11 protein-coding genes are annotated in these 13,703 nt (G+C 40.6%); 5 read left to right on the plus strand and 6 right to left on the minus strand.

The window, feature by feature from the left end; genetic code table 11:
- Positions 1–994 precede the first annotated feature (994 nt).
- Positions 995–2,173 carry a methyltransferase gene (locus HNW13_RS00790; RefSeq protein ID WP_192114341.1) on the minus strand — a complete coding sequence of 393 codons (1,179 nt, stop codon included), beginning with the start codon at positions 2,171–2,173 and terminating at the stop codon, positions 995–997.
- A 332-nt stretch (positions 2,174–2,505) separates the two neighbouring features.
- Here HNW13_RS00790 and HNW13_RS00795 point away from each other — a divergent pair, with 332 nt between their 5' ends.
- Positions 2,506–2,916 (plus strand): hypothetical protein, encoded by a 411-nt coding sequence (locus HNW13_RS00795; protein ID WP_101088737.1) that lies wholly within the window; start codon positions 2,506–2,508, stop codon positions 2,914–2,916.
- A 28-nt stretch (positions 2,917–2,944) separates the two neighbouring features.
- On the opposite strand, the gene HNW13_RS00800 is transcribed toward HNW13_RS00795, so the two are convergent.
- Positions 2,945–3,427, minus strand: a complete 483-nt coding sequence (locus HNW13_RS00800; protein WP_192114342.1) for a prepilin-type N-terminal cleavage/methylation domain-containing protein — start codon at positions 3,425–3,427, stop codon at positions 2,945–2,947.
- Positions 3,428–3,599: 172 nt separating this feature from the next.
- Between HNW13_RS00800 and HNW13_RS00805 the strand changes: the two genes are divergently transcribed.
- Positions 3,600–5,420, plus strand: coding sequence for an ABC transporter transmembrane domain-containing protein (locus HNW13_RS00805; RefSeq protein ID WP_192114343.1), 1,821 nt, complete (start codon positions 3,600–3,602; stop codon positions 5,418–5,420).
- Positions 5,421–5,641: 221 nt separating this feature from the next.
- On the opposite strand, the gene HNW13_RS00810 is transcribed toward HNW13_RS00805, so the two are convergent.
- Positions 5,642–7,240, minus strand: a complete 1,599-nt coding sequence (locus HNW13_RS00810; RefSeq protein ID WP_162023758.1) for an AMP-binding protein — start codon at positions 7,238–7,240, stop codon at positions 5,642–5,644.
- A gap of 459 nt (positions 7,241–7,699) precedes the next feature.
- Between HNW13_RS00810 and HNW13_RS00815 the strand changes: the two genes are divergently transcribed.
- On the plus strand, positions 7,700–10,306 hold the full coding sequence (locus tag HNW13_RS00815; protein ID WP_192114344.1) for a TonB-dependent receptor: 2,607 nt from the start codon (positions 7,700–7,702) through the stop codon (positions 10,304–10,306).
- 125 nt (positions 10,307–10,431) lie between these two features.
- Here the strand turns inward: HNW13_RS00815 and HNW13_RS00820 are convergent, their stop codons facing one another.
- Positions 10,432–10,965, minus strand: coding sequence for a thioredoxin family protein (locus tag HNW13_RS00820; RefSeq protein WP_101088741.1), 534 nt, complete (start codon positions 10,963–10,965; stop codon positions 10,432–10,434).
- Positions 10,966–11,099: 134 nt separating this feature from the next.
- Between HNW13_RS00820 and HNW13_RS00825 the strand changes: the two genes are divergently transcribed.
- Positions 11,100–11,717 (plus strand): LysE family translocator, encoded by a 618-nt coding sequence (locus HNW13_RS00825; protein ID WP_101088742.1) that lies wholly within the window; start codon positions 11,100–11,102, stop codon positions 11,715–11,717.
- Positions 11,718–11,912: 195 nt separating this feature from the next.
- Here HNW13_RS00825 and HNW13_RS00830 read toward each other — a convergent pair whose 3' ends face one another.
- Positions 11,913–12,239, minus strand: a complete 327-nt coding sequence (locus HNW13_RS00830) for a DUF3144 domain-containing protein (RefSeq protein WP_101088743.1) — start codon at positions 12,237–12,239, stop codon at positions 11,913–11,915.
- 71 nt (positions 12,240–12,310) lie between these two features.
- Positions 12,311–12,871, minus strand: coding sequence for a prepilin-type N-terminal cleavage/methylation domain-containing protein (locus HNW13_RS00835; RefSeq protein WP_101088744.1), 561 nt, complete (start codon positions 12,869–12,871; stop codon positions 12,311–12,313).
- An 80-nt stretch (positions 12,872–12,951) separates the two neighbouring features.
- Between HNW13_RS00835 and ung the strand changes: the two genes are divergently transcribed.
- On the plus strand, positions 12,952–13,614 hold the full coding sequence (ung, locus tag HNW13_RS00840; protein ID WP_101088745.1) for a uracil-DNA glycosylase: 663 nt from the start codon (positions 12,952–12,954) through the stop codon (positions 13,612–13,614).
- Positions 13,615–13,703 lie beyond the last annotated feature (89 nt).

Raw genomic sequence — 13,703 nt, forward strand, 5'->3', positions numbered from 1 at the left:
TTAGCTCATTGCTATAAAATTAACGTGCCGACACTTAAGTGTTAGCGCGTTTTTTATGGTTTTTTATGAGTAATGTTATGAGGGATGTTGACCATAATATCGGTAACGATGACTTCATGATTTCAACTGCCAGCTTGAGATAACAAGCAATTTAGTTAACGCCATCAATAATCCTATCCCCAATGCAATGATGTGTCGCATTTTCAGCGGCCACTTTAGCTATTTTGTTACGTGACTTGTTTCTTGCGCTAATGGAGTTGCAACATTCCACATAAATGGCGACCAATTAAAGCAACTTGTTTAGGGGCCGCTGATCTTCATGGTCAACTTACAAAGAAAAGAGGCTGTTAAATTGGTCTTTCAAAAAACATAAAAAACCACTATTAACTTTAATATTATTGCAGAAAATTAGCTTGATTGTTTATTGCAGCGGCTATTCTGCCTAGGGAAATATGATTGAGTTCTATTGTTAACGCCATTTATACCCAGTTTGGTAATGTTATTAGAGGCGTATTTTATGCTTTCGTGTTAACCAATTATGTTTTCTTGGTAATGCCTGATGTGGATTGTTAAGGCACAGATTGGCGTTCGTCATAAGGTCATTGTGTCTATTTATCATTGTGTCTATTTATCATTGTGTTCATTTATCATAGAGGCTATTGATGCCTCGTTATTGCCAACGAGTGCTCAAATCAATGCGGCATATAGTTATTTATTCAAGGGATATACACATCTAAAAGCGATTTGCTTTTAGTCACAACAAACCAGATCTGTATCGCCGTTTACACTGATGAATGTTCAGTGGTTATTGGTGTCCGTTAATGTGAGTGTTCGAGATAAACAAGGTGTAGCGAGTTGCAAATACATACGAGTGAAGGGCTGCACATAAATTGTGTCGGCCCTCGCTCGTTACTATCAATATTGGTTTAGTTTTATATGCAGGGCCATGCAGGGCAATTTAGGGGAACATGACCTTGGTGCCTCATTCATGGCATTATTTTATCGCTTGTAAAATGACAAACTTACCATTAGAGGCAACAGTGGTGCAGTTTTTAAAAATACGGTTTATTTTAACGTGGTAGGCTAAATGTCGATTACCAACGATATGTAATAAACCGCCTTTTTTTAGGCGCTTATGTGCATCAACAAACATTTGCCAAGCGATATGGTCGGTAATGGCTTCACCTTGATGAAACGGAGGGTTACATATCACTAAATCTGGTTCAACATCAGCTGGTAAATTACTCAGGCAATCGTCCCAATGGAAAAAAGCTTGTGGCGTTTGTTCTGTTTGAGGATCTTGGGATTGAAGATCTTGAGATGGAGTATCTAGCGCGTTCGCTTGCCAATTATGCTTTGCCGAGGCGATGGCCATATCAGAATCATCCACAAAGTGGATTTGCGCATTGGGATAACATTGCTTGGCGTGTAATCCTAAAATACCGTTACCACAGCCTAAGTCTATAATGTGGTTGAATTCACCTTTGGGCATGTTGTCGAGCATAATCCTTGCGCCAATATCGAGCTTATTGGCAGCAAATACATTCGCAAGGTTACTGATAGTGAGTTTTAGCTCATCGACATTCCAATTCACGGCTTTTGCTAATGGCCGTTTTTTACCATCGCTAATACAGCTAATTACCCGTGTTTTTTTCCACGCTAAACTGGCGGATGCGGGACCTAGATTTTTTTCAATACTGGCCAATAATGCTGGATTGATTGACTTGGCTTTAGCACCTATCAGTATTTGGGTTCCCGCAGGAAGCACCGTTGATAAACGCGCAAGCTGCTGGCCAAAATAGTGTAGATTTTTTGGTAACTTCATCAGCACTAATTGAATATTTTGTGGCAGCGTTTCGCGGCTATTTAGCCAATGTATGTTGGTTGGTGCGAGTTTGTTGTGTAATAAATTTTGCTGATAACCTAATAAGCTGGTTTTAGCATCCGTTTCGACAAGCAATTCACTGTGTGGATGTTGCATGGTTAATGCACACGTGAGTGCCCCAAAGTTGTCATTAAGAATGGCGGTTGTGGTTGCTGTTATTTCGGTGTCGATTAAGTACTTTACTAGGTGTTCATCAGCGGCATCCCATGCTTGTAAGTTTGATGCTTGTTGGCTTGGATAACGAAAAAGCTCAAGCTCTATACCTGAACAAGCAAATTGGGTTGTCATAACGGTGTTACCTAATAAAAAAGAATATCGATAAAATAGCCCGATATTATCTCAGATATCACTTACCAGCGCGAGGCTTAGGCTTAAACAAGTTGATAAGGGGAATTTTGTGGAGTGGCGCTAGTTTTATTGAATATCAAAGTTTCTCTGTTTAACTCGTGTTCAACGACATGTTGAATGTAGGATACAGAACAAGATGATATTGATTGTTAACTTTGAAACTAAAACCTAATATCACGAACATGATTGTACTGCAGAGATGATTGCTATTAATTGTACGGTTCAGTAACATCAATATATTGACTTAAAATAATGGTTTTCAAGGGATATTGATGAAAGGTGCTGGTGGAACGTCAGGTGGAATGGGTCAGTTCTTTATTGGGCTAGTGATGATGTGCGGTGGCTTTTATATGCTATTAAATGCCATTAAAGTGACAAGCTCATTTGGCTTTAGCAGCCATTTATATCAGCTGGGCGGCTTTGGGCTTACCAGTGGAATGGTGATGATACCCTTTATGTTTGGTGTTGGACTGATGTTTTATAATGGCAGAAACATACTTGGGTGGTTACTGACATTTGGCTCGTTAGTGGCATTGATTTTTGGCGTGATAAGCTCGATTAATTTTAGATTTTCTTACATGAGTGCATTTGATTTAATCGTTATATTGGTACTTTGTGTGGGGGGTATAGGGTTGTTTTTACGTTCGCTAAAAGCGATTGAAAAACGTTACCCTGAGTCTTAATGTTATGGTTTTTTAAACCCATTGATGTCTAACATCCGCTTGTTTGAACATCTATAACAGGTCGTGCGGTGGCTGATGTTACTTGCCTGTAACGTAAATAACATGCAGCAACGCCCGCATCCTCTTTAATGACACCATGCCAATATACCCATGCAGTTATAGGCAACGTACTTTTGCGTTGTTGCCAATCACCTTCGGGAATATTCATTAGCATTGCAATACCAGCGGCAGTTCCATCGGGATAGCCATAAGCTAAGTTAACATTGACCCCATCAATATTAAGCGTCGTAGTCGCAAGTCTTTCTACACCAGCAATAGCGGCTTTTGAATAGGTTAACGTTGCAGCTGATTGCATTGCTGTTTCCATTCCTACCATGGTAGATACAATTGCATCTTTGCGTAAGCTAATGAATTTACTGCTCGCGACAACGGCCAATAAGGCTAAAATAATAATCACAACAACCAACTCTATTAATGTAAAACCGTGCGATGGTCTTATATTATTTCTCATACTATTTCTCATACTATTTCTCATTTTATTGCTCATGCTATTTTTCATGTTATTTTTTAGTCGATACTAGCATCATTTTTTCGGCGGTCGTAATCCTGCTGGCCGGCGCCTTATTGTTAAGGCATCTACAATGTTGTGTTTTATTGGTACTATTAGAATATCTTAGTTATATATGCTGGTTAATACTGTGACGAATCCAACGACGACTTCATTTGAGTCAACTTCTGCTACTAAACCTCCTTTAAAACATTCTGTTCTACCTTGGATTTTACAATTTCTGTCTCCTTATCGTATGAAAGTAGTGGCGGCGATTGTATTTCTGTTTATTGGATCGCTGGCATGGTTATCGCTTGGCCAAGGTGTTCGGTTAATGGTCGATGAAGGATTTATTGCCGATAATGCAGGGCGATTGAATGAGATCATGTTGTTTATTATTGCTATTACAGCAATCAGTGGAACTGCGGTTTTCTGTCGTTTTTATCTGATGACTTGGCTTGGCGAGCGGGTCAGTGCGGATATTCGGTTACAGGTTTACAATCATTTATTATCGTTATCGCCAGCTTTTTTTGCGACTCAGCGTACCGGTGAGGTTATTTCACGTTTTACGGCAGATAGTACCTTGTTACAAAGCGTTGTCGGTTCAAGTTTATCTATGGCGTTGCGTTCAAGTGTGACCGTGATTGGTGGCATCGTTATGATGGCGTTTACCAGTGTTAAGTTGACAGCATTAGTGTTGTTAGCCGTTCCTTTGGTATTAGGCCCGGTGATCTTTTTTGGCCGAAAAGTCAGAACCTTGTCGCGTAAAAGTCAAGATAGGGTAGGCGATCTTGGTGCTTATATTGATGAAACCTTACATGAAATTCATACCGTGCAAGCGTATACCCACGAGGCTAAAGACCGCCAGCTATTTGCTGGCAGAGTCGAGGCGGTAATGGATGTGGCTAAAGGCCGTATTATGTATCGTGCGCGGCTTATTTCAACGGTAATGTTTTTAAGCATTGTAGCAATTGCTTTTGTTACATGGATTGGGGCGCAAGATGTGATGTCTGGCAGTATCACTGGTGGTGAGCTGTCTGCATTTATGTTTTATGCCGTGATGGTTGCAGGTGCTGTAGCGACCATCAGTGAAGTGTTTAGCGAAATACAACGCGCCTCTGGTGCGGCTGAACGTTTAGTTGAATTAGTCAAAACGCCCGTTGATATACCTCAGCAAGTTGTACCAAATAAATTATTGTTGCCTGTTAATGGCTTGCTCAGTTTTGATAATGTGTGCTTTGCTTATCCATCTGATCTGGGTCAAGACGTGATCCGCCAATTGTCGATGGACATTGCACCGGGAGAGCGAGTCGCGTTAGTGGGCCCAAGCGGAGCAGGCAAAAGCACCTTATTTGAACTGATGATGCGTTTTTACCAGCCTAAACAGGGGCGGATATTATTAGATGGTATTGATATTTCGACGCTGTCGTTGGCAGATTTACGCCAACAGTATGCTCTTGTGCCGCAAGAGTCGGTGATTTTTGCCATGAACGTACTCGATAATGTGCGCTATGGTCGCTTAGATGCTAGCGATGAAGAGGTGAAGCAGGCTTGCATTGCGGCTAAAGCGGATGAGTTTATTCGCGAATTTACTGATGGTTATTCGACTTACTTAGGTGAACGTGGTGTGCGTTTGTCGGGTGGGCAAAAGCAACGTATTGCAATCGCAAGAGCGATTCTTGCTGACAGACCAATATTACTACTTGATGAAGCGACGAGTGCGTTAGATGCGATAAGCGAGATCAAAGTAAAACAGGCCCTCGATTCACTTATGGCCAAACGTACCACTGTGATTATTGCCCATCGTTTAGCTACCGTGATCAATGCAGACCGGATTTTCGTGATAGATAAAGGACAACTTATTGCCAGTGGTACTCACAACGAATTAATGGCAAGTAATGAGCTATATCGCGAATTTGCCAGTTTACAGTTATTGATGGATAACGAGCCGTCATAATGGTTACTGCTTGGTGCAGTGAGCGTGTCGTTGAGAAATAAAAAAAGATGCCGAAGCATCTTTTTTATTTTCGAATCAATTAACTGTTTCAAATGACATTAATCGCAGTTTGATAATCAGTTATTGCTCTGCATTGAGGTTAGTTGCATAGCGTTTTAAGCACATTAAGATTTACCTGCTTGGCTCATCTCTTGCTTGTGTAGTACTTACTTACCTAGCTCTTATTTACGTAGTTCTCGACGCAAAATTTTTCCTACAGCACTTTTCGGTAATTGTTCAGTAAACTCAATAATGCGTGGCACTTTATACGCAGTCAGTTGGCTGCGGCAGTAATCATTAATCGCCTGTTTGACGGCCTCGATATCTGCTGGCGGCTGTTTTAATACAATCACGGCTTTTACTGCTTCGCCAGAACGTTCATCTTCAACCCCGACAACAGCACACTCTAAAACTAACTCATTAGTTGAAAGTACGTCTTCAACTTCATTAGGATAGACGTTAAAACCAGAAACAATAATCATGTCTTTTTTACGATCGACAATGGTGTGATAACCATCTTCGCTGGCAATGCCAATATCGCCAGTTTTAAAGAATCCGTCTTTTGTCATGACGTTAGCGGTTTCCTCTGGTTTATTCCAATACCCTTGCATAACTTGCGGACCGCGCACGGCAAGTTCGCCAGCTTGACCGATAGCCACTTCATTATCATCCATATCGAGCACATGAACTTCAGTGCCCAATACCGGTTTACCAATAGTACCAAGGCGTTGATACCCTGGTGCATTAAGGCTGACAACAGGAGATGTTTCAGACAAGCCATAGCCTTCTGAAATCATACATTGGGTGGTTTGTTGCCATAAGTTAGCTGCTGCACTCGTTAATGCGGTACCACCCGAAATGGTTATTTTCATTTTACTGAAATCTAAGGCTTTAAATTCCGGCTGATGACATAAGCCAACAAATAGAGTGTTTAAACCCGCAAACCCAGTAAATGGATAGGCTTTCATGGTATTGATTAGCCCTGCAATATCACGAGGATTAGGAATTAATACTGAACAGCTACCTGACTCAAAATACAGCACCAAATTAACCATAAATGCATAGATATGGTAAATCGGTAATGGCGCGACAAATACATCATGTCCTTCGGTCATGGTGCTAGCAATTCGTGATTTTACTTGACCAGAATTAGCCAAAAGGTTGCCATGATTGAGCATAGCGCCTTTTGATAAACCGGTTGTGCCGCCAGTGTATTGCAGAGCAATTAAATCATCATGGTTAGGTTTTATTGACTGATAAGGATGCTTAGCACCTTCAACGAGCACAGAGGTAAATGCCACTTTGTTAAACGGGGTTTCTGGTTGAGGTTGCGGTTGAATAAGATCCATTGCGTGGGTCGAAATCACCAACTCTACTGTTGTTTTGTCGATCACGTTAGTTAATGTGGGTAGTAAATCCGACAATACGACTAAGGCTTTTGCCCCTGAGTCGTTAAATTGGTGAATGAGTTCACGCTCGGTGTACATCGGATTGGTATTGACTAGCACCATACCGGCTCTAATTACCCCATAAGCCGCAATCACAAACTGAGTAATATTAGGCAACTGTATTGCTACTCTGTCGCCAGGTTGCAATGAAGTGCTGTGTTGCAAATAACTGGCAAAATGGCGCGAGCCTTGTTCTATTTCACGAAAACTAGTGCTTTTCCCAAGACATGCATATGCAATATTGTCTGCATACTTGTCACAAGCTTTTTCGATCAAATCAACTATGGATGTGTATTGGTGTAAATCAAGTACTGAATCTGCATCATAAGCCATGCATACCACCTTAGATATTTTTGGTTATTATTATAAATCAAACGTCCGTTTAGATTATTTTTACTAACCTACACGGGTCAATATCAATTGGCAAAGGTTCACTGAAATTGAATCAATATTAGATTACTCGTTTAATACATCACCATCAAAACACGATTTCTTGTGTAAACTAATGGTTACACTTGTGTTTTGTGTTGATTTAGTTAAAAAAGTTTACTTCTAGTAAATAATTCGATATGTGACCTATATCACTAAAAATCAACTGCTTAGAGTATTTTTTTGTAAATTGCTATTTAGCGCTTACTTATTTATCCCAAAAAGTGTTAGCAATTGTTTTTCAATTGTTATAAAAATGTAGTTGAGATAGGGAGTATTTCGATAGGGATAGACGTGTTTTTCATTCATTTTGTGAGAAACATCGTCGACAAACAACAATAATAAGCAGTTGAGAACATAATAATGATGCAATCAAAAAAATCTAAATTTGGTATCAGCTCTTTGAGCTTAGCCATTTCATTTGCACTTGCCGGATCTGTAGTTAGCACTCAAGCATTCGCAGCCGATGAAGAAGTTGCAAAGAAAGAAAACGTTGAAAAAATCGCAGTCGTGGGTTCTCGTGCGGCACCTCGTTCAATTGGTGACTCACCAGTTCCAATTGATATCATCAGCAGTGATGATTTAAAGAAAAACGGTTCGACTGACATGATCGACATGTTAGTAACATCAGTGCCTTCTTTTAACTCTCGTGCACAACCGATTAGTGATGCTGCAACGCTAGTTCGTCCGGTTAACTTACGTGGTTTACCGTCTGACAGTACGCTTATTTTGGTTAACGGCAAACGCCGTCATCGTGCGTCAGTTATTGCTTTCCAAGGTGGTGGCATTAACGATGGTGCACAAGGTCCAGATATATCTGTTATTCCTGGTGTGGCATTAAAGCAAGTTGAAGTATTACGTGACGGAGCTGCTGCTCAGTATGGTTCGGATGCGATTGCTGGTGTAATGAACTTCGTATTAAAAGATGCTTCTGAAGGTGGTTCTATCACTGTCAGCCAAGGTGAATACTACGAAGGTGACGGCGCAGCAACCACAATTGACGGTAACATTGGTTTACCTTTGACTGATGATGGCTTTGTTAACATCAGTGCACAATATAAAACGGCAGATGCGACTAGCCGCAGTGTACAGCGTCCAGATGCAGCAGCTATCGCTGATGCGGGTAATACCTCAATTCTTAATCCAGCACAAACTTGGGGTAACCCTGAGATCAATGATGATTTTACTGTATTCGTAAACTCCGGTTTTGATATTAACGACAATACCCATTTGTATGCGTTCGGTAACGTGTCATCACGTGAAGCAACTGGTGGTTTCTATTATCGTAACCCGCATAACCGCGGTAACGTTTATTCTGTAGATGGCGGCGAAAGTTTATTAGTCGGGGATGTTGGTTTGGCTACCGATGGGGTAGCAACATGTAACAACATGAATGTCCCTATTCCTAAAATAGATATCGATGGTGATGGCATTCCAGATCAAGACGGAAACGTGTTGGGTACTGACGCTTATCAAGCAATGGTTGCCGATCCTAATTGTTTCTCTATGAACCAAGTTCGTCCAGGCGGGTATACACCTCAGTTCACCGGTAAAATTGAAGATATGTCTTTCTTCGCTGGTGTAAAAGGCGAGTCTGGCGAGTGGATGTATGATGTGAGCGCAGGTACGGGCAGTAACAAAGCCAGCTTTGGTTTAAAGAACTCATTAAACCCATCAATGGGTTTAGATACACCAACTGACTTTGATACTGGTTCATACGAGCAAGTAGAAACAACTTTTAATGCTGATTTTAGTCGATTCGTTACTATTGGTAGCTTAGAAGACATTAGCTTTGCTACTGGTTTTGAATGGCGTGAAGAGTCATTTGAGATTGGTCAAGGTGATGAAGCTTCATGGATTGCAGGTCCTTATGCTGATCAAGGCTTCAACATTGGCTCACACGGCTTTAAAGGTTTTGGTCCAGAATCAGCCGGTAAAAATGACCGAAGCAACATTGGTGTTTATACCGATATTGAAGCGTATTTAACCGAAGACTTATTATTAGGCTTTGCACTTCGTTATGAAAATTTCTCTACTTTTGGTGACACATTAAACTACAAGTTAACAGCGCAGTATGTTGCAACCGATGAATTATCATTCCGTGCATCGCACAGTACTGGTTTCCGTGCGCCAACCGTTGGTCAAGAAAACGTAGTTAACACTCAAACATCGATTGTTAACGGTGACTTGATTCAAACCTTCATTGCTCCACCAACAAACCCATTAGCGGCTTTCTATGGTGGTGAAGTACTTAATCCTGAAGAGTCTGTTAGCTATGCAGCAGGTTTTGTATACCAATATGATAACTTGTTCTTAACTGTTGATTACTACAACATTGAAGTAACTGGTCGTATTGCACAATCTAGCCAAATTTCGGTTGAAGCTAGTGACTACGATGCATTACGTGCCGCTGGTGTTGAGTTCCCTGAGTTGATTTCTGCGGTAACCTTCTACACTAATGATTTTGACACAACGACTCAAGGTGTTGATGTTGTAGCGTCTTATACTACAGAAATGTTATCAGGTGATGCGAAATTCAGTTTAGCCTACGGTTGGACTGATACCAGTGTTGATAAATATGACCCTGAAACAACTGATGCAGGTAAAGTTCGTCGTTTAGAAGATGGTATTCCTGCACACCGTGCAACCCTTACTTGGGGCCAAAGCTGGGATGATTTAAGCATGTCAGTTCGTGGTAATATGTTTGGTGAGTACTACGCTACACACGCTGATGATACTTCTGATTGGGGTTCTGAGGTGGCAGATGCTGCTGTGACTATCGATCTTGAAGTGAGCTATGCGGTACTTGATAACTTAACGGTATCAGTTGGCGCAAACAATATCTTCGATCAAGAAGCGCAGAAGCTAAAAGATGGCACTCTGGGTGAATTAGGTGCGGTGTACTACGAAAGTGGTCCATTTGATTACAACGGTGGTTTCTACTACGGCCGTGTTAATTACCGCTTCTAAGCGTTAGCGACATTCAATAACTAAATCAATAACTAAAAAGACTGCTTCGGCAGTCTTTTTTATTGTGAAAGTTTTCTAGGCTTTTTGCTTGAAGATTACATATTCTGTTTTGAAGATTAAGTATCTTACTTGACGACTAAAGCTAATGCTCGATACACATCGTCGATAATCAGCGCTTTGGGCAACTCAATGCCTTCTGGGTAGGACGGGGCATAGATTTTATTAAACGGCGTACCAGCAACTGCCTGTTGCCCCATATACTGTTCAATGACGGTATCGGCTTGAGTCCAATTACCTTGCATGAGAATAATGTGTGGTTGGTTTAATTTATTTACGACTTGTTCGCGATGAAGTACGTTGGCTTTATTTGTTTGGCAGGGAACACACCAGTCGGCTGTAATATCAACAAACACAATATTGCCTTGTTTAACATAGGCGGCAATTTTTTCAGGTTCAAGTGGTTGCCAATTCAATGTTTGATATGCCTGATAGTTTTCACCTTTATTAACAAACGCAATGATCCCCGCAAAACAGATCCCCATCAAAATGAGCATGACTATCACTAAGGTCGGAATCGATTTACCTTTTATTTTAGCCCAAATCAATATTACTACGGCAATAAAAATAACCAAGAGTAATATCAGCATTAATGTCGTCATAGGTTTCCTCTGTAAATACGTTATTATACTCATCCATATAAGTGACGATACATTAACAACGCATACTTAACTGGTTGTTAAAATGTATTTTTGCAAAATATTAATAACTGGATAGTTGCAAATAAAGGAGTGTTATGACGTTAAGTGCTTGGCTGGGATTATTAGCGATATGCTGTTTGGGTGCCATGTCTCCAGGCCCGAGTTTAGCCATGGTAGTGAGGCATACACTCAGTGGTGGAAGATTACACGGCATAGTATGTGCTTGGGCGCATTCAATTGGTATCGGTGTGTATGCGCTGGTGACTCTATTGGGTTTGGCTGCAATATTAAAAGCATCACCATTAATGTTTAATGCCATTGCGATAATCGGAGCAATTTACTTAGCTTGGATGGGTATTCAAGCGCTTGGTTCCAAAGGCGGGATGCAGCAAAAATTAGCCGCTGGGGAAGCCACTAGTTTATGGATTGCAGCTCGTGATGGACTCGCTATTTCACTGCTTAACCCTAAAATATTATTATTTTTTCTAGCCTTATTTAGTCAGTTTGTCTTGGCAGCACAAACGACCACTGGCCAAGCATTGATTGTATTTACCCCGCTAATTATTGATGGCTTGTGGTATACCGTTATTGCATTCGTGTTATCACATTCTGCTGTATTACCTAAGTTACGAGCAAAGGCAAAACTGATTGATAGGCTCTCAGGTATTGTATTAATTTTGCTTTCTATTAGGGTTATTTACACGTTGTTATAGTACTGGCATCTACTCGGTTAACCGTGATTAATTATGTTGTTTATGCATAGGTCTAGTTGTTAAAGCGAACAGCGACAATAGTATGCGGTGAGCGGGGAGTGTTAAATGTGCTTTATTTTAAAAAGTAATCCCCACCAGATGTCCGGTAGGGATTATTGATTAACGGCTAATTATCAGTGACGTTGTTAGCGAATGCTAGGCACCTTTGAACATTTGTACGCTATCATCGCTTTTCTGCTCTTGTTGCGGTGCTGCTACAGGAGGATTAGCAATATGATCTTCTAAGTTTTCTTTTAACATGGCTTTAAATTCATCAGAAAACCAAGCTAATGCATGATCTTTTTCAGCGGCAAGATCAGCTGATTTAATTGAGGCTTCGAACGCATTAAAGCGTGCTGAAGCAAATCTCATTGCCGTACCCACTTTACCAATATCATTTTCTTGTTGGCTTAGTTGATTGGCTAGGGCAATAAATTGGTCAGCTATTTGATACATTGTTAATTCTGTTTTGGCTTCAGACATCAGATCCACTTTTTTGTGAGTTAATTTTCCATTGAGTGTAACGTCTTTATTGGAAAATATCAGGTAAAAAATTAGCTATTGGGATCTGAATCTACCAAGACTTGGCCGTTACGTGAGTCATAATATATCGACATAAGTGATAGCAAGTTGTAGTTATATCGGCATTGATCTGGATTGATATATTCGGCTTGGTAATCAGATGAACCTTTATCGGTACTGATAGAAACGCTTGGACCATCCTGCAACAGAGTCGGCCAGACTGAAAGGCAGTCATTAACATTATTCAGCCTTGGAGAGGCTTCGTAAGGTGGATAATTTTGCGCAGGATAGCCCCATTGGTTCATATCCAGTTCGCCATCGGTTCCGGCTTGACTGAAAATTGCTAAATTATCTGCTGGGCCTGAATACCCCATCGCGGCCCATTTTAAATGAGCCAAGGTTATTGCTGAAGAAAATGCCCCGCCAGTTGCTTTTACACTGGCTATTTTAGCGTCTTGGCCTAAATCGATGAATTTAGGCAAAGCGATAATTGCGATGATCCCAAGTATGATAATAACAACGACAAGTTCAATAAGGGTAAAACCGTTATTAGCAGTGCTTTTGTTATTATGTAATGGCATCATATTATTCATAAGGGTGATTAATCTGTTAATAGTAAACTAAAGACTAAGCAGTTCACAAATTTGTCGTTTTCATTTAAGGAATACATCGAATGACTTCCCATTGGCAAGAGCTGTTTGAGCAACAACAATCGCAGGCATATTATCAACATTTGCAACACTTTATAGCCTCACAAAGAGCCGATAATAAAACTGTTTATCCGCCTGATGATGAAGTATTCGCGGCTTTTGATTTAACACCGCTGTCAGAGGTTAAAGTCGTGATACTGGGGCAAGACCCTTACCATGGACCTAATCAAGCTCATGGGCTTTCTTTTTCGGTTAAAAATGGCATTAAACCGCCACCATCACTAGCGAATATCTATAAAGAGTTAACCAATGATATTGAAGGCTTTGTGACTCCCGAACATGGCAATTTAACCTCTTGGGCTAAGCAAGGCGTTTTATTATTGAATACGGTATTAACGGTAGAGCAGGGGTTGGCTCATTCACATGCTAAATCTGGCTGGGAGACATTTACTAATAATGTATTGCAGCGATTAAACCAACAATCTTCGCCGATTATATTTGTGTGTTGGGGTAATCATGCTATCAAGAAAGGTCATCTGATTACGGCTGCGCATCACCATGTATTGAACGGCCCACATCCATCGCCATTATCTGCTTACCGAGGCTTTTTTGGTTGCGGTCATTTTTCAAGCATTAATCAATTATTAATTGAACAAGGCAATTCAGCCATAAATTGGCAAGTTTGATCATAAAAAAAGGTGTGAATTGAGTATTCACACCTTTTTTATGCATCAACATCAACAATGAATTCATGATTGATTGTGGTAGTTACTCA

The sequence above is a fragment of the Shewanella sp. BF02_Schw genome (assembly GCF_014596695.2).
In the GTDB taxonomy this organism is placed as follows: Bacteria; Pseudomonadota; Gammaproteobacteria; order Enterobacterales; family Shewanellaceae; genus Shewanella.